26 protein-coding genes are annotated in these 20,690 nt (G+C 31.9%); 1 reads left to right on the forward strand and 25 read right to left on the reverse strand.

Annotation, left to right across the window (positions count from 1 at the left end; translation table 11 throughout):
- Window positions 1–167 (reverse strand): phosphocarrier protein HPr (locus RWO76_RS06440; RefSeq protein WP_314354879.1); only part of this gene is annotated, 167 nt, incomplete at its 3' end.
- Window positions 168–440: 273 nt separating this feature from the next.
- Between RWO76_RS06440 and RWO76_RS06445 the strand changes: the two genes are divergently transcribed.
- A complete protein-coding gene (locus RWO76_RS06445; protein ID WP_314354838.1) occupies window positions 441–740 on the forward strand; it encodes a DUF1827 family protein in 300 nt (99 codons plus the stop codon).
- Between the two features lie 81 nt (window positions 741–821).
- On the opposite strand, the gene pyrE is transcribed toward RWO76_RS06445, so the two are convergent.
- The 24 genes from pyrE to RWO76_RS06565 all read right to left on the reverse strand — a co-directional run bounded on the left by pyrE (window position 822) and on the right by RWO76_RS06565 (window position 20,615).
- The gene (gene pyrE / locus RWO76_RS06450; protein ID WP_314354839.1) at window positions 822–1,439 is read right to left on the reverse strand and encodes an orotate phosphoribosyltransferase; all 618 of its coding nucleotides are present in this window, start codon (window positions 1,437–1,439) and stop codon (window positions 822–824) included.
- Window positions 1,440–1,450: 11 nt separating this feature from the next.
- A complete protein-coding gene (pyrF, locus tag RWO76_RS06455; protein ID WP_314354840.1) occupies window positions 1,451–2,149 on the reverse strand; it encodes an orotidine-5'-phosphate decarboxylase in 699 nt (232 codons plus the stop codon).
- Between the two features lie 14 nt (window positions 2,150–2,163).
- Complete coding sequence (locus tag RWO76_RS06460) at window positions 2,164–3,078, reverse strand: dihydroorotate dehydrogenase (RefSeq protein ID WP_314354841.1); 915 nt, start codon at window positions 3,076–3,078, stop codon at window positions 2,164–2,166.
- A gap of 9 nt (window positions 3,079–3,087) precedes the next feature.
- Window positions 3,088–3,852 (reverse strand): dihydroorotate dehydrogenase electron transfer subunit, encoded by a 765-nt coding sequence (locus tag RWO76_RS06465; protein ID WP_314354842.1) that lies wholly within the window; start codon window positions 3,850–3,852, stop codon window positions 3,088–3,090.
- A gap of 57 nt (window positions 3,853–3,909) precedes the next feature.
- Window positions 3,910–5,193 carry a dihydroorotase gene (locus tag RWO76_RS06470; RefSeq protein WP_314354843.1) on the reverse strand — a complete coding sequence of 428 codons (1,284 nt, stop codon included), beginning with the start codon at window positions 5,191–5,193 and terminating at the stop codon, window positions 3,910–3,912.
- 13 nt (window positions 5,194–5,206) lie between these two features.
- Window positions 5,207–6,088: an aspartate carbamoyltransferase catalytic subunit gene (locus RWO76_RS06475; RefSeq protein WP_314354844.1), complete on the reverse strand. Its 882-nt coding sequence runs from the start codon at window positions 6,086–6,088 to the stop codon at window positions 5,207–5,209.
- Window positions 6,089–6,841: 753 nt separating this feature from the next.
- Complete coding sequence (locus RWO76_RS06480) at window positions 6,842–7,222, reverse strand: rhodanese-like domain-containing protein (protein ID WP_314354845.1); 381 nt, start codon at window positions 7,220–7,222, stop codon at window positions 6,842–6,844.
- An 18-nt stretch (window positions 7,223–7,240) separates the two neighbouring features.
- Window positions 7,241–8,209 carry an ROK family glucokinase gene (locus RWO76_RS06485; RefSeq protein ID WP_314354846.1) on the reverse strand — a complete coding sequence of 323 codons (969 nt, stop codon included), beginning with the start codon at window positions 8,207–8,209 and terminating at the stop codon, window positions 7,241–7,243.
- A 60-nt stretch (window positions 8,210–8,269) separates the two neighbouring features.
- Window positions 8,270–8,977, reverse strand: a complete 708-nt coding sequence (locus tag RWO76_RS06490) for a rhomboid family intramembrane serine protease (RefSeq protein WP_314354847.1) — start codon at window positions 8,975–8,977, stop codon at window positions 8,270–8,272.
- Complete coding sequence (locus tag RWO76_RS06495; protein WP_314354848.1) at window positions 8,949–9,548, reverse strand: 5-formyltetrahydrofolate cyclo-ligase; 600 nt, start codon at window positions 9,546–9,548, stop codon at window positions 8,949–8,951. Before RWO76_RS06495 ends, RWO76_RS06490 begins: the two co-directional genes overlap by 29 nt.
- A gap of 2 nt (window positions 9,549–9,550) precedes the next feature.
- The gene (locus tag RWO76_RS06500) at window positions 9,551–11,008 is read right to left on the reverse strand and encodes an ATP-binding protein (RefSeq protein WP_314354849.1); all 1,458 of its coding nucleotides are present in this window, start codon (window positions 11,006–11,008) and stop codon (window positions 9,551–9,553) included.
- Window positions 11,009–11,030: 22 nt separating this feature from the next.
- Window positions 11,031–11,720 (reverse strand): response regulator transcription factor, encoded by a 690-nt coding sequence (locus tag RWO76_RS06505; protein ID WP_314354850.1) that lies wholly within the window; start codon window positions 11,718–11,720, stop codon window positions 11,031–11,033.
- A 223-nt stretch (window positions 11,721–11,943) separates the two neighbouring features.
- On the reverse strand, window positions 11,944–12,999 hold the full coding sequence (gene recA, locus RWO76_RS06510) for a recombinase RecA (protein WP_314354851.1): 1,056 nt from the start codon (window positions 12,997–12,999) through the stop codon (window positions 11,944–11,946).
- A gap of 80 nt (window positions 13,000–13,079) precedes the next feature.
- Window positions 13,080–14,324, reverse strand: a complete 1,245-nt coding sequence (locus RWO76_RS06515; RefSeq protein ID WP_314354852.1) for a competence/damage-inducible protein A — start codon at window positions 14,322–14,324, stop codon at window positions 13,080–13,082.
- A 57-nt stretch (window positions 14,325–14,381) separates the two neighbouring features.
- Entirely contained in the window at window positions 14,382–14,969 is a 588-nt protein-coding gene (gene pgsA / locus RWO76_RS06520) for a CDP-diacylglycerol--glycerol-3-phosphate 3-phosphatidyltransferase (RefSeq protein WP_314354853.1), read from the reverse strand.
- Between the two features lie 10 nt (window positions 14,970–14,979).
- Window positions 14,980–15,861: a helix-turn-helix domain-containing protein gene (locus RWO76_RS06525; protein WP_314354854.1), complete on the reverse strand. Its 882-nt coding sequence runs from the start codon at window positions 15,859–15,861 to the stop codon at window positions 14,980–14,982.
- A 66-nt stretch (window positions 15,862–15,927) separates the two neighbouring features.
- Window positions 15,928–16,335: a hypothetical protein gene (locus RWO76_RS06530; RefSeq protein ID WP_314354855.1), complete on the reverse strand. Its 408-nt coding sequence runs from the start codon at window positions 16,333–16,335 to the stop codon at window positions 15,928–15,930.
- Window positions 16,313–16,852 (reverse strand): hypothetical protein, encoded by a 540-nt coding sequence (locus tag RWO76_RS06535; RefSeq protein ID WP_314354856.1) that lies wholly within the window; start codon window positions 16,850–16,852, stop codon window positions 16,313–16,315. Before RWO76_RS06535 ends, RWO76_RS06530 begins: the two co-directional genes overlap by 23 nt.
- Window positions 16,806–17,222: a hypothetical protein gene (locus RWO76_RS06540; protein WP_314354857.1), complete on the reverse strand. Its 417-nt coding sequence runs from the start codon at window positions 17,220–17,222 to the stop codon at window positions 16,806–16,808. Before RWO76_RS06540 ends, RWO76_RS06535 begins: the two co-directional genes overlap by 47 nt.
- Window positions 17,200–17,646, reverse strand: a complete 447-nt coding sequence (locus RWO76_RS06545; protein WP_314354858.1) for a prepilin-type N-terminal cleavage/methylation domain-containing protein — start codon at window positions 17,644–17,646, stop codon at window positions 17,200–17,202. The genes RWO76_RS06540 and RWO76_RS06545 overlap by 23 nt, the downstream gene beginning before the upstream one ends.
- A 37-nt stretch (window positions 17,647–17,683) precedes the next feature.
- A complete protein-coding gene (gene comGC / locus RWO76_RS06550; RefSeq protein WP_314354859.1) occupies window positions 17,684–17,974 on the reverse strand; it encodes a competence type IV pilus major pilin ComGC in 291 nt (96 codons plus the stop codon).
- 1 nt (window position 17,975) lies between these two features.
- On the reverse strand, window positions 17,976–19,046 hold the full coding sequence (gene comGB, locus RWO76_RS06555; RefSeq protein WP_314354860.1) for a competence type IV pilus assembly protein ComGB: 1,071 nt from the start codon (window positions 19,044–19,046) through the stop codon (window positions 17,976–17,978).
- Window positions 18,994–20,052 (reverse strand): competence type IV pilus ATPase ComGA, encoded by a 1,059-nt coding sequence (gene comGA / locus RWO76_RS06560; RefSeq protein WP_314354861.1) that lies wholly within the window; start codon window positions 20,050–20,052, stop codon window positions 18,994–18,996. Before comGA ends, comGB begins: the two co-directional genes overlap by 53 nt.
- Window positions 20,053–20,138: 86 nt before the next feature.
- On the reverse strand, window positions 20,139–20,615 hold the full coding sequence (locus RWO76_RS06565) for a VanZ family protein (RefSeq protein ID WP_314354862.1): 477 nt from the start codon (window positions 20,613–20,615) through the stop codon (window positions 20,139–20,141).
- Window positions 20,616–20,690: the final 75 nt, after the last annotated feature.

Genomic DNA, 20,690 nt, shown 5'->3' on the forward strand with positions numbered 1-20,690 from the left:
CCAACACCTAATGACATAACGCCCATGATTGATTTTAAGTTAACAGATTTACCTTTGTATTCTAATTGAATATCTGAAGCAAATTTGCTAGCTGTTTGAACTAATAATGTCGCTGGACGAGCGTGAATTCCTGTTTCTGCAATTACGTGATATTCTTTCTTTTCCATAAAAAAAACTCCTTTAAAAATAAAATTTTTATTAAGGATTGTAACAATTACTAGTAGGACTAGCAAACGTATACACTCCTCTCATTAAGTTAGGTTACCATGTTTTTATAATTTTAACAACTATTTCTATTCATATTTTAATAATTTTTTTATCATCATTTACTTACTTTATCTTCAATAAAGCTTTTTTTATTTTTTTGAATTTAAATAATGAATTTTTCAGAAAATAAGAGTATAATAGTAGAAAGAGATTACAGTAAAGGGTGTATGAAAATGAAGTTAATTGATATTACAAATAGTCATTTAAAACTTGTTAAAGAACAACTAGCTAATACGGATGCATTTTTCGTAAAAGTGTATTCATTAGGTCAAACAACCGTTATTTATGAAGATGCTGCTACTCACAAAGATATTGTTATTATCAATCGTAAGCGTCGTGTGAAAGATACTGAAATTGAATTTGTTGTTCATCGCTTACTTCATACAAACTGCGAAGGTTTAGATATCATTTATGCTGATAACTTTGTTGAAATTAGTATTCCAGTAGAAAAACCAAAAATAAACTTTTCTTAGAATGTTCATAAGAACACCTGTACTGTTACAATGTTGAATTTTAAAAAACGAGATTGAAGTTTTTCAATCTCGTTTTTCATTTTAGTTTAATTCATTTCGCCACTCTAATAATTTTTCTACATCATCTTGGTGAATATATTCAATAGCAACAGCTTCCTCTACTAAAACAGGATAATTAGTTAAGGTAATGTACTCTACTCCTGCCTCTTCAAAAGCATCTTGAGCTTTCTTTAATTCATAACTAAAAATCGCAACTACTCCTAACACTTCAGCTCCAGATTCTCTTAAAGCTTTTGCAACTTTCAAAGATGACAAACCAGTAGAAATTAAATCTTCGATAATAACCACTTTTTGTCCTTCTAATACTCTTCCTTCAATTTGATTTGTTTTCCCATGTTTTTTTGCAGAGTCTCTAACATAAATCATCGGTAAATCTAACAATTCACTGACCCAAGCAGCATGAGGAATACCTGCTGTTGCAGTTCCAGCTATGACTTCTACTGCTGGATATTTTTCTTTTATAACTTCTACCATTCCTGCGGCAATTTCTTTACGAATACTTGGATAAGACATTGTAATTCGATTATCACAATAAATTGGTGATTTAATACCCGATGTCCATGTAAAATAATCATTTGGTCTTAATGCAACAGCTTCAATCGCTAATAATTCTTTGGCAAGTTTACGTTCTAATGTCATACTCTTCTCCTTTATTTTATAAATTGTTCTTTAATAAAATGATATACTTCTACTGGATTTTCTGCCTTTGTAATAGAACGACCTACTACAATATGCGTACTCCCTTCAAGACTTGCAACTTTAGGAGTTGCTACACGTTTTTGATCACCCACTTCATCTGTTTCAAGTCGAATTCCAGGAGTCACTTTTAAAAAGTCTTCTCCACAATTTTCTGTAATTTTTCCAGCTTCCCAAACAGATGAAACCACTCCATCTAATCCTGCTTGTTTTGCTAACTTCGCATAATGAATCACACTTTCCTCTAAAGAAAGAGGGATACATTGATACTCTCTCATATCTTGTTCTGATGTAGAAGTTAATTGAGTAATAGCAATAACATTTGTATCAAAGCTTCCACCATCTAACATACCTTGTTTAGCAGCTTTCAACATTTCATAACCACCTGCAGCATGTACCGTTAAAATATCCACATGAAACTGCGCCAATCCTTTGGCTGCGCCATAAACCGTATTTGGAATATCATGTAATTTTAAGTCCAAAAAGATTTTATGTCCTAGTTTTTTAATTTGCTTAACAACAACTTGTCCATTTTGTAAATATAATTCTAGTCCTATTTTTACAAATAATTTTTCATCACCAAATTTTTCTAAAAAAGCTAATGATTCCTCCACTGTTGGAAAATCTAATGCAACAATGACTTCTTTTTTCATCCTACCACTCCTTTTTAATGATAAGCTCGTCCACGTAACTCTAGTAGATGATGCACTCCTAATTCATCAAGAGCACCTTCTAATCGGTCAATAATTTTTGGACAAACATATGGATCTGTAAAGTTTGCTGTTCCAACTGCTATCGCACTTGCTCCAGCTGAAATAAAATCAATAACATCCCATTCATCCATAATACCGCCCATTCCAATAATCGGGATATTGACTGCTTGCGATACTAAATAAACCATTCGAATCGCTACTGGTTTAATAGCAGGTCCTGATAATCCACCGGTAACATTTGCAATAATCGGCTTTCCTGTTTTTCTATCTAAACGAATCCCTACTAATGTATTAATCATCGTAATTCCGTCTGCTCCACCTTCTTCAACAGCTTTTGCCATTGATACAATATCTGTTATATTCGGAGATAATTTGACATAAACAGGAACGCTAGAAGCAGCTTTTACTTTTTCCGTTAAAGTTCTAGCAACACACGGATCTGTTCCAAACTGAATTCCTCCATGTTTTACGTTTGGACAAGAAATATTTAATTCTAATGCATGGACATTTGGAGCTTTACTAATGTGTTCTGCAACATAAACATAGTCTTCAATTTCACTACCTGCCACATTCGCAATAATTGGAACATCGTATTTTTCTAAAGCTTTTAATTTAGTTTCCATAATTTCATGCACTCCTGGATTTTGTAACCCAATCGCATTCAACATTCCACTAGAAGTTTCTGCTACACGTGGAGTCGGATTCCCAAATCGTGGTTCTTTTGTTGCCGCTTTAATCATAATAGCGCCTAATTTACTTAAATCATAAAAATGAGCATATTCTAAGCCAAATGCAAAGCAACCAGAGGCTGGCATAATAGGATTCTTCAAATCTAAACCTGGTAATTTTACTCTTAATCTCTCGCTCATCATTTCCTCCTATAAGGCTAACTCTCTTGTGTCATAAACAGGCCCATCATAACAAACTCTTGAAATTGTACCGTCCCTTTTCTCGCAAACACAGGCATAACAAGCTCCTACCCCACAAGCCATTCGCTCTTCTAGAGATACATATCCCATTTTTTCCTCATCCATTTGAGTTAAGGCTTTTAACATGGCAAATGGTCCACAACTAAAATATTTATGGTAGTCTACTGCATATTTTTTTATAACATCTGTTACAAAACCTTTTTCACCATAACTACCATCAGCAGTTGCGATATACGTTGTTCCAAGTTGTGCAAATTCATCTTCATAAAAAACATCTTTAATATTATTAAAGCCTAATATATGAACTGTTTGGATTCCTTTTTTCTGAAATTGTTTTGCTAATTCATATAATGGAGGTACTCCAATTCCACCACCAACAATCAGTGCTGTTTGTCCTTCTTCTAAGACATCTAAATCATATCCTTTTCCAAGTGGGCCTAATATATCTACTATTTCTCCTTCTTTTAATTCAGAGATAATCTTCGTTCCAGCTCCATCTGCACGATAGACGATGACAAATGATTTTTTTTCATGATTAATTTCGCAAATGGAAATCGGTCTTCTTAATAGAAATTCATAACTATTATTCACTTTAATATTGACAAATTGCCCAGGTGTCGTCATTTCTTGAACGATATCCCCCTGTAATTCCATTCGAAATATTTTATCCGCAATTTTTTCATTACTAACAACGGTTGTCATATAAGTATCCATACAAATACTCCTTTGCATTTTTTCATTTGCCTATTAACTGTCAAAATCATTCATTCTCTATAAGTCTAAGAAAAATTCCTTATCTTGATAAGCAACTCTTCCTTCACATAAAGTTAACACTGGAATTCCATAAATTTTCTCACCAATATATGGAGTATTACGTCCTTTTGATAAAAATTGATTTGGATCAATCTCCATTGATTTTTCTAAATCGATGACAACTAAATCTGCGAATCCATTTTCTTTTAATCGACCATATGGCAATCCAAAGGTATCTGCTACATTTTCACTCATCTTCTTCACTAAAAAATCTAATGAAAAGACTCCTGGTTTAACGAATTTGGTATAAAGTTGACTAAAAGCTGTTTCACTACCGACTATTCCAAATGCTGCATTTGTCATTGTTAAGTCTTTTTCGTGTGGAGCATGAGGTGCATGGTCTGTAGCAATTACATCAATGGTTCCATCCAACAAACCTGAAATCAATGCATTACGATCTTCAGCTGATCTTAATGGTGGATTCATTTTCCACATTCCATTATCTTCTAGGATATCCATTTCATTACTTAATAAATGATGAGGACAAACCTCACACGTCACTTTAATCCCAGCAGCTTTTGCATCTCTTACGACTCTGACAGATTCTTTTGTAGAAACATGACAAACATGATAATGACAACCTGTTGCTTCTGCTAACAACACATCTCGAGCAATTTGAACACTTTCACAAACTGATGGAATACCTGGTAATTGCAATTCTCTACTTCTTCTTCCACAATGCATACATCCACCACGAATGAGGGAATTATCTTCACAATGAGCCACAATCGCTTTATCAAGGCTTGCAGCAACTTTCATTGATTCAAACATCATATTTGCATCTTGAACTCCACGACCATCATCACTAAAAGCAAATACGAAATTTGCTAATTCTTTAAAATCAGCATATTCCTTTCCTTGTTCTCCTTTTGTAATTGCTCCAAAAGGAATGGCACGAATCACTGAATCACGTTCAATAATATCTAATTGCAATTTTAAATTTTTATAACAATCTGGAACAGGATTTAAGTTCGGCATTGGCATTGCAGTCGTAAATCCACCACGTGCTGCAGCTCTTGATGCATGATAAATCGTTTCCTTATATTCAAAGCCCGGTTCTCTCCAATGAACATGAACATCAATAAATCCAGGAGAAATAAATTTCCCTTTTAAATCTAAAACTTTTGCTTCAACATTTTCAATTGAATCAGCTATTTTTGTAATCTTCTCACCCTCAATCAAAAGATCTTTTTGAACTAAAACACCCTGTTCTAAAATTTGTCCATTTTTTAAAAGTAACATTTGCTTCTCCTTTTTATAATTGATTATCTTTAATAACTTTTTCAATCATTGCTTGTCTCATAAACATTCCATTTTTCATTTGTTCAAAAATAACTGATTTTGGTGCTTCTACTAGTTCAGATGCAATTTCTACATCTCGATTAACAGGAGCTGGATGCATAACAATTGCTGTTTCTTTTAACTTTTCATATCTTTGTGGTGTTAAACCAAATTTTTCATGGTATTCTTCTTTCGTTAAGCCCATTTTTGAAGCATGTCTTTCATGTTGCACTCTTAGTAGCATACACACATCCACTTCCCCAATGACCTCGTCAAAATCAACGACTTCTCCAAGTGTTTCATCTTTGTAAATATCTGGACATACAAATCGAACTTTTGCTCCCAATCTTGTTAACATACGATAATTACTTTTAGCAACTCGAGAATTTTTAATATCTCCTGCAATAATAATATTTAAGTTTTCAAAAGTTCCGAATTTTTCATACATTGTCATTAGATCTAATAAACATTGGCTAGGATGCTCTCCACTACCATCTCCGCCATTAAGAATTGGAATGTTTAAATTTTTTAAATCTTTATAATAGGCATTTTGACTATGACGAATCACTAATAGATTACAGCCTAACATTTCTAAAGTTTTACAAGTATCGTATAATGTTTCACCTTTATTCACAGAAGAAGTTGCCACTTCAAAATTAATTACTTTTAATTTATGTTTATGCTCTGCAATTTCAAAACTATGTTTTGTACGAGTAGAATTTTCAAAAAATAAATTGGCTACATACAGGTCATCTCTACTTTCAACGTGTTTTCCATTTTTTAATTCCAATCCTCGATGAATTAATTGGAAAACTTCCTCATTTGTTAAATCTGCCATTTTTACAATATTTTTCATAAAACTTCCTCCTCCTGTTTATAAAAAAATACCTTGTAATCCAAAGACTACAAGGTATGTAAATTTTATTTTTAAATTTAAGTTATTATTTGAATGATAATGCAAAAATCTATACTCAAATAAGCTTGTAACGTTAAATTCAATCCCTTGCTAGCCTCTCTGGACTATTTTAAAAAGATATTCTATTTATTTCTTTTTGTTACGAACTATAACTGACTAGTAAAATCTTTTTGCGACATCAATTCCTTTCGTTCGAATGCTTTTATTTCATAGACATCCAACAATTTAAAATGAGTTGCTCATCAAAAATACTGTTTTTTATAAAAAAATAGCCTACTTATGTAAGTAGGTTCAGCCATAAAAAACTTCGTTTTCTATCATTAAATCTTTGCTGACCTCTCTGGATCACATTAAAGATGAGTTATTCAAATTGTCAACAGTATATAGGATATTTTTCTTTTTGTCAATTAGGAAAAACGATTTTTTTCAACAAAAAAGACTTTTCGTCGTAGAAGAGATTCGCTGTGCGAAGCTGCTGCCGTCCATTGCTACACAAGATAAAGCCTCTTACTAACGGACTCTCGTTAAATCACGTCAAATTAAAAAGACTTTTCGAGGTAGCATGAGTACTAGGAGCTACTTGAGCTTCTAGTACAAGGAAAATTTGAGACCTTAGGCTCAAATTTTAGCCAAGAAACAGCTTCGCTGGCTACTGGCGTACTCTGCTACACAAGATAAAGTCTATTTTAATCCTTAATATCCTTTTTTGACCTTCCCATTCCAAGCATCATATCCATTTTTCAAAATAAAAATATTAGAAAAACCTTTACGTTTTAAACGATACGCTGCTCTTCCTGAAATCGTCATCCCTTGTTCATATAAATAAATCGGTTGATCCTTTCTTAATTCAAACATACGATCCTTAAATTGAGAATAAGGAATATTTCTAGCCCCTAAAATATGACCTGCTCTAAACTCATCCTTTTCACGCAAATCAATTAATTGCCCATGACGTAAATCTTTACTAAATTCCGCTGCATCTAAAGTTTCAGCTGCACTACGACGCATCCAAAATAATACCGCAATATACGCAACATATACTGCTAAAACACTCCAAACAATCCAAAATAACATACATGATTACCTCTCTAATTATGATTTACCAATTAATACTAATGAAGCTGCTCCGATAACTCCAGCATCATTTCCTAATTCAGCTAATGCTAAAACAGTTGAATCTTTAATTGGTGGGAAAACATTCTTCTCAAATTCTTCACGAACACCTTTTAATAAAAATTCTCCTGCGGCACTCACGCCACCACCAATAACAATTCTTGATGGATTTAAAATGTTCGCAATGTGTGAACATGCTACACCTAAATATTCTGAAAAATGACGAATTACAATTAACGCTAAAGTATCATTCTCTTTTGCTAAATCAAAAACATCTTTAGCAGTGACTTGTTGTCCATCATCAATTCTTGCTTTTAATTCAGAGTCTCCAGCATATTTTTCTGCATAACGACGTGTTAAATTCACAATACCTGTTGCACTTGCTACAGTTTCTAAACACCCTTTTTTACCACATGTACAAGAGATTGGTTCTTGAAAATCAACGGCAATATGACCTAGTTCGCCACCAGCACCACTAAATCCATGAATTAACTGATTACCAGCAATCACTCCACCACCAACACCAGTTCCAAGAGTTACAAAAACAACATCTGGTTCATTATTTCCTGCTCCAACCCATTTTTCACCTAGAGCAGCGACATTAGCATCATTATCAATATAAAATGATAAACCTAATTCTGATTCAATTTGTTCTTTAATTGGTTGTAATGTTTTCCAGTTTAAATTATACGCACCAATAACAGTTCCTTCTTGGCGATTTACTACACCAGGAGAACCCATTCCAATTCCTAAGAAATCATCTTTTGTTAATCCTAATAGCGTTAGTTTATGTTTAATCGATTGAATAATATCTGGAACAATATGGCTTCCTTCATCTAAAATATTTGTTGGAATAGACCATTTTTCTTGAATTTCACCATTTTGTGTTAAAATAGCGAATTTAATTGAGGTTCCTCCTAAATCAATACCGATAATTTTTTTATTCATATTCTTCACCTCATAAAACGTATTCATTTTATTTATAGTATATCAGTTAGTATACAGTTTTCATAGCATTTCTTTTCCTACTTCAACTCCGATTTTAAACAATACAATAGCAATTAAAATGTAAATAATCGCAAATAGTAGTCTTTCATACATTTTAGTCACTCGGTCTCCTCTAAATGAAATAACTGAAGATATGACATAACCTCCTACTAATCCACCAATATGACCCCAAAGATCTATAGTACTTGAAAATAAGCTTGTTATTAAATTCATCACTAATAATGCCATATATTGCATTCCTAATTCTCTAAAGGCATAAATATAACGATGTCTTGTTGATAAATAGAGCATCAATCCAAATAAACCAAACAATGAAGTACTTGCCCCCGCTGATATATGCTGAGCATTAAAAGCAAAACTGGCAAGATTTCCCATAATACCACTTAATAAGTAAATGACTAAAAATCTTCTATGACCAACGATACTTTCTAATTGATTTCCAAAGAAATAAAGAAATAAACTATTCATCGCAAAATGCTCAAGACCAATATGTAAAAATATCGGTGTGATAAAACGCCAATATTCATGAAGTAAAATAATAAATGCATTAGCTCTTGCTCCATAATAAACTAGAATTCCTGGATTCGTTGAACCACCCTTTAATGTCATTATGATAAACATGATAATTTGTATGAGTAAAAATAAATTAGAAAATGTTAAATTTTGTAAAATAGTTCTTTTATATCTCTCTTTTTTCCAATAATTCATTTGAATGAATCACTCCTTCTTTTGTAATAAGAATTTGAACCGCTTGATCAAATACTTCCACATTCCAAATAGCTTCTTCATAAACCTGTTCCTGATAAGCTAAACTAATAGTAGAAAAGTTCTGTTGTTCTATGAAACGATCATAATAACCTCCACCAAATCCTAATCGTTCGCCTTTTTTAGAATAAGCCAATCCTGGAACAATGACTAAATCAATTTGCTCTTTATCGACCCAAATTGGTTGAATAGGCTCTTCTACTCCAAAGGAATTTTTTTGAAACTGTGTCTTTTCATCCCAAAATGCAAATTTCATTTGTCGATGCGGTAAAGTTACTGGAACTACAATTTTTTTATTCATATTTCTAGCTAACTTTACAACTTTTCCCAATGAAAACTCGATAGACATTGATTTCGTTAATGCAATGATTTTTGCTTCTGTCCATTCAGGAAGCTGTCGTAAATAGTCTAATATCAGTTCTTCTTGATAGTTTCTTTTGTCTGTAGATAAACTCAACAAAATTTCTTTTGCAATTTTTCTAGCATCTACTTTATCCATTTTTATAATTTCCATTATTATTTACCTTTATCTTTCTTTGTCAAAGGTAAAGTAATTTTAAAAATAGAGCCATGATTTAATAAAGTTGTAACAGAAATTTCTCCATCATAACTTTCTATCAATTCCTTAGCGATGGATAATCCTAAGCCATTACCACCTCTTTCTCTTGAACGAGCTTTATCTACACGGTAAAATCTTGAGAAAACTTTTTTACGATCTTCTTCAGTCATTCCCATCCCAAAATCTTGAACAGCAATTTCTACATGCTCTTCCCCTTTTGATAAACTTAAAATAATTTCTTTTCGATCAAGAGAATATTTTACAGCATTATCCATTAAAATAATGACTACTTGTTCTAAATGATTTAAATAAATAGGGATCCATAAATCACGCTTTAAATCATCATCAAATGTAAATATAAATTCAGGATATAGCACTCTAAAATTATGCACCACCTGCTTAGCCACTTCCGTAACATTCGTTGTAGCATCTTTATACTGTTCTTTCACTTGAGGTGCACGAGATAAATCAAGCATTTCTTGTACTAATGTTTTCATTCTTTGCAACTCTACTAGTGAAGCTTGTAGAGATTCTTCTAAAACCTCTGGGTCGTCTTTTCCCCATCGATTTAAGAGTTTTAAATGTCCTTCTACAATCGCTACCGGTGTTCTTAGTTCATGAGAAACATCTTCTACGAAATGTTTTTGTTGTTCAATATAAAAACTAATCTTATCTAATAATTCATTAAAATGTTCAGAAACAATTGCAAATTCATCGTTCTTTTCTGAAACTTTAATTCGTTTCGTTGAAATATTTTCTTCACTAATGGATGAAATGATTTCTTGAATTTTTTTAATTGGTTTTGTCATTTGATTCGATAGTAAGTATCCTAAAACAATCGCAATAATTGCTGATACAAAAAGAATCGACAAAGCTAATTGATTCAACTCATCTTTTAATTGTTTTAAATTATCTAATCGGTTTGTAATCGATAAATACCCTATTAAAACTCTTGATTTATTAGAAATAATCGGCATAGAAGTTTGAAAAATTGTTTGTCCATTTTTTAACTTTTTAACCTGAGTCTTAGCTTCATTTCCAATAACTTCTCCATCATTCCAAGATTGTGTTCTAAAAATCTCTTTTCGATTTGTTCCATAAACTTGTACATTAAACTGCTGATCATTAATATAAAATTTCTTTTGATAAACACTATCTTTATCTTTTTGATAACTATTATTTTGATTTAATGTAGCAACAATATTAGCTGAAGTAAGTGGAGCTTCGTATTCAGATAATTTTTCACTTAATTGTTCTCTATATTTTTCCGTTAGAGCTATTTTTTGATTTTGATAATATTGGAGTTCAAATCCTAAAAATCCAACTGTCACCAATGTTAATAGTAAAAAAATAGTGGTCGAAATAATCAACCACCATTTTTTTCCAACGGAAGTTTCTTCATGTTTTTCTTTCATGATATCCCCCATTTAGACTTGATTAACGACGCATTACATAACCTGTTCCACGAACTGTTTGAATATAACTTTCGCGTCCTGGAATATCAATTTTATTTCTTAAATAACGAATATATACGTCAATAACATTCGTTTCAACTTCCATCTTATATCCCCATACTTGGTTTAATAAAACTTCTCGAGAAAGAACAACATTAATATTTTCCATCAACATTAATAGTAATTCATATTCTCTCTTCGTTAAATCAATTAATTCACCATTACGACGCACTGTACGGTTTTCTTTTTCAATGACTAAATCTCGATATTCTAAAATCGTTTGCTTTTGTACTCTTGCTTCTTCTTCAATACTTAATCTTCTAAATAATGCACGAATTCTCGCTAAAATTTCCTCAATTTCAAACGGTTTAACAACATAGTCATCTGCTCCTTGATCTAATCCTGTTACTCGATCCATTACAGAATCTCTAGCGGTCATAATAATAATTGGTGTTTTCTTAACTTGACGCAAGCGGCGGACTACTTCTAATCCATTTAATTCTGGTAACATTAAATCTAATAAAATAACATCCCAATCTTCCTCTGTTGCTGCTTGTAAACCACTTCGTCCATCAAAACAAATTTTTGTTTCATATCCTTCATGTTGTAATTCTAATTCTACAAATCGTGCTAAATTTTTTTCGTCTTCAATAATTAAGATTCTTTGATTCATTGACATGGATACACCTCACCCTAATATTTTTTAACATTCATTGTTATCATAACACATTCTTCTGCTTCATTATAGCCCTTCCAATAAAAAAACACCATCTTAACGAATTTAATAAACTTTTCACTGAATTAAATCGTGAAACTAGTTTAATGTATTTAATATCATACAAATCTTTCATGAAAAAAGGAGAATAAACTATTCCAGTTCATTCTCCCTTTTATGACTATTCTTCATCTAATAAATTTGTTTGGCCTAAATCTTCGACTTCTTGAGAAATGACTTCTCCACCGATATTATAGTGAGAACGGATTTTTTGTGTTAATACTTCAACGATTTCAGGATGTTCCGTTAAGTATTTCTTCGCATTTTCACGGCCTTGTCCAATCTTTTCATCATTATAAGCATACCAAGCACCGCTCTTCTTCACTAAATCTAAATCAGAAGCCATATCTAAAATTTCTCCAATTTGAGAAATTCCTTCTCCATACATAATATCCACTTCAGCTGTTTTAAATGGTGGCGCAACTTTATTTTTCACTACTTTAATTTTAGTGTGATTTCCTAAAATTTCTGCTCCATTTTTAATTTGATCACTACGACGAACATCTAAACGAATACTTGCATAGAATTTTAACGCACGTCCACCAGGTGTTGTTTCTGGATTTCCGAACATAATTCCAACTTTTTCACGTAATTGGTTAATAAAGATCGCAATTGTTTTCGTACGATTAATTGTCCCTGATAATTTACGAAGTGCTTGAGACATTAAACGAGCTTGAAGACCCACATGAGATTGTCCCATATCTCCTTCAATTTCAGCACGTGGTACTAATGCAGCTACTGAGTCGACAATCACAATATCAACTGCTCCTGAAGCCACTAATGCATCTGCAATTCCAAGTCCTTGTTCACCAGTATCTGGTTGAGATAATAATAATTCTTCAATATTAACGCCTAATGCTCTTGCATATTCTGGATCTAAAGCATGTTCCGCATCAATAAATGCTGCTACTCCACCACGTTTTTGTACTTCTGCTACCGCATGTAAAGCAACTGTTGTTTTACCACTTGATTCAGGACCAAAAATCTCAATAATTCTTCCTTTAGGGTATCCACCTGCTCCTAATGCAATATCTAGTGCTAATGAACCTGAAGAAACAGTCTGAACTTGCGAATCAGCTTTTTCTCCTAATTTCATTACTGCACCTTTACCATAACTCTTTTCAATTTTTTTCAATGCATCATCTAATGCACGTTGACGATTTTCTTGTTCTACCATGTTAAACCTCCATGTCCTCTTAATTCATCCTTATCATACACTATACTCAATAGTGAAAGCAAGAAAAACGAACATTTGTTCTATTGTTTTTTTAATAAATATTTTCTTAGCTCATTTAACCCATACTGAACAGCAAATTCACGATTACCATTACGGTTTCTTGCTAAATGTAATTCTATTGTTTTTATTTCTAACCCATCTGCTAATGAAATAAATACAGTTCCTACTTCTTTTTCTTCCATTGGTGATGGACCCGCTATTCCTGTAAAGGAAATTCCAAGATTACTGCCAAATATTGACCGTACATTTTCTGCCATCGCTTCTGCACACTCAACACTAACCATCCCATATGTTTCTAATATTTCTTGAGGAACTTGTAATTGATTTCTCTTTACAGATTCTTGATAAGCGACACAAGAACCTAGTACATATTGTGAACTTCCTTCAACAGAAATTAATGTTGAAGCAAAGAGTCCTCCTGTTAAACTTTCTGCAGAAGCAATACTTAATCCACTATTTTTTAATAATTCACTTGTAATGGATAATAGTGTTTCATATTCTCCATATCCATAAAAATATTCACGTTCAACGGACAATATTTTTGCTTCTAATTCATCTAATAACTGCTCACACTCTTCTTTTGTATCCCCATTTGCTGTTAATCGAAGAACTACTTCATACATGCCTGCATATGGGGCAATTGTTGGATTCGTTTGTTCTTCAATTAATTGTTCTAAATCAGTTACTAATCTAGATTCTCCAATTCCAAAGAAACGTAAATATCTAGATACAAAAGTTCCTTCATTTGAAACTTTTTCTTTTAAATATGGAATGGCCTCTTTTTCAAGCATCATTTTTAATTCACTTGGAGGACCTGGTAAAACAATGAAAATATTTTTTCCCGTTTCTACTGCACCACCAATAGCTAAACCATTATGATTTTTAAAAACTGTTTCACCATCAAAAGCTAATGCTTGAAGTCGGTTATTAGGGCTCATTGGGCGATGAGATTGTTTATGGAAACGAATAATTTTATCCATTGCTTCTTCATCTTCTACTAATTCTTTTTGAACAAATTCTGCTAAAACTTGTTTTGTAATATCATCTGTTGTTGGTCCTAATCCACCACTTAATATAATTAAATCACTACGACTACTAGCTAATTGAATACTTTCAAACATTCTTTCTGGATTATCTCCAACGGTTTGTTGGTAATAAGTTGGAATAGACAATTTTGCTAATTCTCTAGCAATGGTTGCACTATTTGTATTAATGACTTGTCCCATTAATAATTCTGTACCGACTGTTATAATTTCTGCTTTCATACTTTCTACTCCTCATTTATAAAAAACAAAAGGCTGGGTAAATCCCAGCCTCCACCATTAAACAGAAAATGAATCTGCAAAAACATGTTTATTTTTTATAAAGTAATCTACTCCTGAATACACTGTTGCAACTAAACAAACATATAGCAAAATAGTTCCAATGGAAAACGGCAATCCTTTTACTGGAAAATCATCAATCAATAAAAAGATAATCGCTAACATTTGTGTTACTGTTTTAACTTTTCCAGGCCATGCTGCTGCAAGTACTTCACCATCATTAACTAATAATAAACGAAGTCCTGTTACAGCCAATTCTCTACAAACAATCACTGCTACAATAAACATTGGAATGACTCCAGCCCCTACTAAAGTAATAAAAGCAGTCATTACTAATAATTTATCCGCCAAAGGATCAGCAAATTTTCCAAAATTTGTAATCAAGTGATATTTTCTAGCTAAATAGCCATCTAAAAAATCTGTAATACTAGCAATCGTAAATATAATCATTGCCAATACCCAACTAATACTTAGATTAGAATCAAAAATATTCACCATTCCTAAAACATCTTTTGGAAAACACATAATTAGTAAAAACAATGGAATCATGACAATTCGAGCAATGGTTAATCGATTAGCAATATTCATGCTCTTCCCTCTATTCCATTGTAATATAAATTGCTGTAGCACTGACTCCGTCAGGAATTTGAATTTCGTGTCCTGCTAGAGTAATGGTACCAATTGGTGTATAACCAAAGTTTAAAACAATTGAATTTGTTCCTTCAGGAATTGATCCAACTAATTGTTGCCCTGTTGTTGGTGCACCATCAGCTACCACCCTTTGATCTGCAGTAATTCTAGCCCATAATTGTGTACTTGCACGGTTTGTTATTACTAAACTTGCTGGAAATTCGGCTAATTTTGCAGTGTAATATAATGCATTCCCATTTGCATAAGCATAACGAATTGTTGTTTGTTTTGCTTCTTTAGTTGTAGTAGTTGATTGTGTAGTTTCAGCTACTGTTGTCTTTTCTACCTTTTCAGTAACTGTTGTATTTTGAGCCGTTACTGTTGTTGCAACTGTCGTAGTAACAGGAGTTGATTGTTTATTTAATAAAGATCTTGCAATAGCAAAAACAATGGCTACAGCTAACATACCTAATAAAATTGTAGGTAAATAATTTTTAAATTGAATCCAAACCTTACTTACCTCTGTTTGAGCCTCACGATTATTTGATACTCGACTTGAAATTAATTTTTTATCAGCTAATAAAGAATCTTCTTCTGAAAGAGTATCAGAATTTTTAGAATTTACAAGTGCAAATTCTTCTAATAATCTAACTCCATCTACTCCAACTGTTTCTGCTACTTGTTTAATAAATGCACGAGTATAAAAGTCACCAGGCATTAAATCAAAATCATTTTCTTCAATTGCAATTAAATATTTTTTCTGAATTTTTGTAATTTGTTGCAAGTCATCTAAAGTATATCCTTTTAATTGACGAGCACGTTTTAAGATTTCTCCAATTGTTTGTTCCATTTAACCACCAACTTTTTCATATTGTCATGAAAAGTATACCATAGATTACCTATGAAACAAACTCATTCACTGTCTTTTTTCTATAACTTTCTTTTCCTTAAATACAATATAAACAATTTCCGAGCGTTTCGAACCATTTGGTAATTCCGCCATTAATTCAAATAATTGAGACTTTTCATCCCATTTTATATTGACAATACCGGTTGAAAATTTTATTTTTTTAGGATAACTTATAACATCTTCTTTTAGAATTAAATTACTTTCTAAATTCTGAGTTGTTAACTCTAACATTATTTTCAGTTGGTAAGTATCTTTAAGTAAACGATATTGGTTTGCATTAGCTAGTCTAATCTGATAATAAGCAACCGTCATTAAACTTGTAATAAAGAATAACACTAAAAAAGGTATCACTAAGCTTGCTTGTACTTTTTTTGAGAAAATACTTTCTGGATCATTGAATCTCCTCCTTTTCATTCTCTATTTTAAACAAGTTTGTTTCATCTTGAAGAGTAACTTCTTTTTCAAAAGTAATAACACGATTTCCAGGGATAAAATCAATTTCAAATTCTTCTTGATTCCTTAACACAGCTTTGAGTGAAACACCATCTTTTATTTTATTAATAATTATTTCTTCATATCCTACTAAAACTGGATGGTAACCTCCATTTTTACTGATTTTAACTACTGATTTTAATCCCTCATGTTCTGAAACAGCCTCAATCTTATATTGTGCATCGTTTGTAGGGCGAACATCATCAAATTCCGTTCCAAATTGATACTTAGATCTTGCATATCCTTGCAAATGAGTATCTATTTGTGTCACCATTAAATGCCATTCTATATAATTAGGAACTTCCATTTTATTTTGTACTTTTAATAATACGTTATACACTCCAGAAATTAGCATGATGCTAACTGCAAATATTGCTAAAGCCATTAATTGCTCAATTAGAAGAAATCCTTCCTTTTTCTGTAAGATCAATTTTTTCAATTTGAATCACCTCCTCTTTCTCACAATGAGTGATAATTGAAGTCGGTGCTACTTTAGATTCAACCTTTTTATAATGAACCACTTTTTTTATTTTTTCCTTTTCAACTGATAAGTCATTTATTTTTCTCACATCAGGAAGTTTTGAATCATTTATATATTTTTTTTCTTCTAAATAAGAAACTGGAGGTCTCCCCTTATGCAAACTCATTAAATGGTATGAATATTCATTTAACATACATTTGTGATACTGTTCTCTTTGTAATGAGTTTCCTAACACTGATGAAAGTAACAGAAGCGTAAAAATAGAAATCATCAAAGCAATTATGGATTCTACCAATACATACGCTTTAATTTTTCGATACTTTAACATAACCTCTTCCTCCTCCAAATCGAAGAATATATTCATAAGTATACTTTTTACCTTTAAAAACAACATATTGTACTTTATTATAGGTCGTCAAATTAGCTGTTTCTCCTTTAAATCCAATACGTGAATTTTCTATTCCATTAATACTTTTTGGTATCATTCTTACTGTATTTAATTGCGCATTACCTGGGCAATTAAGAGTATACTTGGATTTTTCTGGCATACTTATTTCTATATACGAAAAATACCCCGTGGCTTGTGCATTTAATTGTGCAATTTTCAAATCATTCTCAAATTGTTTGATAAATACTCTTTCTTGATAAGTTTCACTAAAATCTACTATTGCAGGAGGAACTAGGCATAATAATACAAGTAGAATACTGAGCGAAACAAGTAATTCTACTAAAGTAAATGCATGAACTTTCATAGAAATCCCCCCAACTCTTCAATTAGTGAGCATTTGCTTAATGTTTTCCAGTTGCCTTAGTATAAGCATCTGCTTGTTCTGAAGTAATATAATTTCCCGTCTTTAAATCATCCAAACTTGGATCTGTATCTATTTTTTTCTCTATTTTGTATAATTCTTTCTGATTCTGAATCACTTTTATTATCGCAGCATCTGATGTCTTTTTAGCTTCTTCTCTTTGATGAGCAATATTTGGAATAATGAGTAGCATCATCAACCCGATAATAAATAAACAAATAAGTAATTCAATTAATGTAAAACCATTTTTCTTTTTTAATAATTTTTTCATCTTAATTTCCTCCTATCAATGTTAATGTTGGTAACATTAAAATAATATACATAGACATAATCATGAGCCCAATTCCAATAAATAATACTGGCTGAATAAGCATAATTTTCTTTTCAAGTTTCCCTTTAAAATCTTCAAATGAATTTTTTGAAAATTGGCGTAATTTAATATCCAATTGATGTGTCAGCTCCCCTTGAACAATTAATAAAATAAGTGGTTGTTGAAACAATTTCAATTGATGAATTGCACTAGAAAAAGAAGTTCCTCGTTGCAGTTCATTTTCAATAAATTCAGCAATAGCTTTTGTTAATAGGCTCGTTCCTTCTTGTTTCATCTGTTCAATCATTTGTAATAATGATTGTCCATTCCCTAGAAAATAGGCAAATTCTCTAGCGTATAAAAATGTGTAATATTGACGAACTAAACTCCCCACAATTGGTAAGCGAGTTAACAAACGTAGTCGTTTTAGAATCGTCTTATTTTTCCAATATACATACGCAACAACTAATACCAATCCAATAAATAGACTGACACTTAATATAATCCAAGGTAAATGAACAAAAACATTCCATATCAAATAAAGCATTATATGGTCTTTAATACTCTCCACTTGAACCATTGATTGCAGTTGCCCTAGTAGTAAATAACGAATCGCAGAAATCATACCAACTAGAAATATAATCAAAATACATGGATAAATTAATACTTGACGTAATTTTTTTAGTTGTAGATCTTTTTGTGCTAAGTATTGTCCGATTGTGCGGCAAGAAAGTGCAAAGGACCCTGTCGACATGGATAAATATATTTGTGAACAAATGGAATCAGAATAACCTACAAGATGTAAAGCTTCATCAAACCTCTCACCTATCAATAATTGTTCCATCATTTTATCAATCACTTGTTCTTGATTTGGAATGAGTAATTTTGCAAATACCAATGTTTCTTGCAAAGTAAATCCCTCTTCTAGTAACTCTCCTACTTGAGTTAAAAATAAAGCCTGAGTTTTGTTAGACCATTTCTTAATAGATTTTGTAGGCTTCAAAACTTTCTTGTGAAATATATCCAAGTGCATAAGCTTTCCTCAACTTTCTATTAAACTGATGTAACAACGGATTCAAAAATTCTTCCTCTTGAATTAAATGCTGCAATGAAGATCCATAAGCAATATCAAATATAGTAGCCTTTTTCTTTGAAAGAGGAATATGATTACAGTGGAAGCAACAATGGCTTTGACAAAGAAAACAATATCTCGGCACTAGCCGTTGTGCTACTACTGCAACTAATGTTTGCCTTAATAAATCTTTTGTAACTCCTAATTCCTCTAATCTTGAAATCACTCCTTTACAGTCTTTGGCATGAACTGTTGCTAACATCAAATGACCTGTTAAGGCACCCCGAATGACCATTTTGGCTGTCATTTCATCTCGAATTTCTCCTATCAACATCATATCAGGATGATGCCTTAATGAACTTTTAATCAGTAATTCATACGTAATTCCTGCTTTTTCATTAATCTCTGTTTGTAAAAACATAGGTTCACTCATTTCAACAGGCTCTTCCATAGTGATAACTTGTAAATTTGTATCATTAACGCGGTTTCTTAACAGGTGATACATTGTTGTAGTTTTTCCAGAGCTTACTGGTCCTGAAAATAATATTAGCCCACTCTTGTAATGTAACATTTTTTGAAGAAGGTCAATATCTTTTGGAAAATAGGTAGATACTTCTCGACTTTTTTCCCCATCTGTAGACAAATGTAATAAACGAATGACAACGGATATTTGCATTTTAAAATTTGAAATTACAGATAATCTTAATTCTATACTTCTTCCATTTTTCAATACATATTTCATTGCTCCACTTTGTGGTCTTCGTTTTTCTCCCACATCCATTCCAGACCTATACTTTATAAAAGTAATCCATCGATGAGCAGTTTCCAAGTCTATTTTCTTTAATAAAGATAATTGCTCACCATCTCGTAAATAAAAGCGATATTCATCTTCAAAAGGTAATAAATGTATGTCGTCAATGTGAAATTGGAGTGCTGCTATTAAGATTTCATTCGTAAGCTCCTCCATTTCTATTCCCCCTTTTCAAAAAATTGACTAGTCATCTTATATATACGCAAAAAAGTCGAGAAAATATTTTTTTCTCGACTTTTTTGTTATTTTTTTAAAAATCCTAATAATGCTCCAAAAATTCCACCTAAACTATCTAACACAACATCTTGAATTAATGGTGTTCTTCCAGGAGTTAATCCTTGGTGAAACTCATCTGTAATCGCGTATAACACAGTAATAAATATTGCAATCAATAAGCTCCAAACTCGATTTTTTAGATGAATTTTTAATCCTTTCGACCAATGATATCCAATAAAATAGTAAACTAAGAAATGTGCTCCCTTACGAATAAAAAATTCAAGAAATTGAGCATATCCTAAATTTGGAATACTAATCACTTTTCCTGCATAAGTAAAATGAATTTTTGATAACATCTCTGAAAAAGGTTGAAACTGTAATATTTTCTGTATATTTGAAACAAGCGATTGGTCATGATAGGGCATTGACGAACTATAAAATATAATTCCCATTAATACAATTGCTATAATAATTGATACCGTTCCTCTAGTTGTTCTTGTCATAGAATCCCTCCTATTTACTAGAATAATTTCATTATTGGCTACCGTATACAAAATGTCAAGGTCAATAATTCTTGT

Origin of the sequence: uncultured Granulicatella sp., from assembly GCF_963521425.1 — a bacterium.
Classification (GTDB): domain Bacteria; phylum Bacillota; class Bacilli; order Lactobacillales; family Aerococcaceae; genus Granulicatella.

Coding starts and splice junctions, on each gene's coding strand:
- RWO76_RS06445 (WP_314354838.1), top strand. CDS start 441: ATGAAGTTAATTGATATTACAAATAGTCATTTAAAACTTGTTAAAGAA.
- pyrE (WP_314354839.1), bottom strand. CDS start 1,439: ATGACATTAGAACGTAAACTTGCCAAAGAATTATTAGCGATTGAAGCT.
- pyrF (WP_314354840.1), bottom strand. CDS start 2,149: ATGAAAAAAGAAGTCATTGTTGCATTAGATTTTCCAACAGTGGAGGAA.
- RWO76_RS06460 (WP_314354841.1), bottom strand. CDS start 3,078: ATGAGCGAGAGATTAAGAGTAAAATTACCAGGTTTAGATTTGAAGAAT.
- RWO76_RS06465 (WP_314354842.1), bottom strand. CDS start 3,852: ATGGATACTTATATGACAACCGTTGTTAGTAATGAAAAAATTGCGGAT.
- RWO76_RS06470 (WP_314354843.1), bottom strand. CDS start 5,193: ATGTTACTTTTAAAAAATGGACAAATTTTAGAACAGGGTGTTTTAGTT.
- RWO76_RS06475 (WP_314354844.1), bottom strand. CDS start 6,088: ATGAAAAATATTGTAAAAATGGCAGATTTAACAAATGAGGAAGTTTTC.
- RWO76_RS06480 (WP_314354845.1), bottom strand. CDS start 7,222: ATGTTATTTTGGATTGTTTGGAGTGTTTTAGCAGTATATGTTGCGTAT.
- RWO76_RS06485 (WP_314354846.1), bottom strand. CDS start 8,209: ATGAATAAAAAAATTATCGGTATTGATTTAGGAGGAACCTCAATTAAA.
- RWO76_RS06490 (WP_314354847.1), bottom strand. CDS start 8,977: ATGAATTATTGGAAAAAAGAGAGATATAAAAGAACTATTTTACAAAAT.
- RWO76_RS06495 (WP_314354848.1), bottom strand. CDS start 9,548: ATGGAAATTATAAAAATGGATAAAGTAGATGCTAGAAAAATTGCAAAA.
- RWO76_RS06500 (WP_314354849.1), bottom strand. CDS start 11,008: ATGAAAGAAAAACATGAAGAAACTTCCGTTGGAAAAAAATGGTGGTTG.
- RWO76_RS06505 (WP_314354850.1), bottom strand. CDS start 11,720: ATGAATCAAAGAATCTTAATTATTGAAGACGAAAAAAATTTAGCACGA.
- recA (WP_314354851.1), bottom strand. CDS start 12,999: ATGGTAGAACAAGAAAATCGTCAACGTGCATTAGATGATGCATTGAAA.
- RWO76_RS06515 (WP_314354852.1), bottom strand. CDS start 14,324: ATGAAAGCAGAAATTATAACAGTCGGTACAGAATTATTAATGGGACAA.
- pgsA (WP_314354853.1), bottom strand. CDS start 14,969: ATGAATATTGCTAATCGATTAACCATTGCTCGAATTGTCATGATTCCA.
- RWO76_RS06525 (WP_314354854.1), bottom strand. CDS start 15,861: ATGGAACAAACAATTGGAGAAATCTTAAAACGTGCTCGTCAATTAAAA.
- RWO76_RS06530 (WP_314354855.1), bottom strand. CDS start 16,335: ATGAAAAGGAGGAGATTCAATGATCCAGAAAGTATTTTCTCAAAAAAA.
- RWO76_RS06540 (WP_314354857.1), bottom strand. CDS start 17,222: ATGTTAAAGTATCGAAAAATTAAAGCGTATGTATTGGTAGAATCCATA.
- RWO76_RS06545 (WP_314354858.1), bottom strand. CDS start 17,646: ATGAAAGTTCATGCATTTACTTTAGTAGAATTACTTGTTTCGCTCAGT.
- comGC (WP_314354859.1), bottom strand. CDS start 17,974: ATGAAAAAATTATTAAAAAAGAAAAATGGTTTTACATTAATTGAATTA.
- comGB (WP_314354860.1), bottom strand. CDS start 19,046: ATGCACTTGGATATATTTCACAAGAAAGTTTTGAAGCCTACAAAATCT.
- comGA (WP_314354861.1), bottom strand. CDS start 20,052: ATGGAGGAGCTTACGAATGAAATCTTAATAGCAGCACTCCAATTTCAC.
- RWO76_RS06565 (WP_314354862.1), bottom strand. CDS start 20,615: ATGACAAGAACAACTAGAGGAACGGTATCAATTATTATAGCAATTGTA.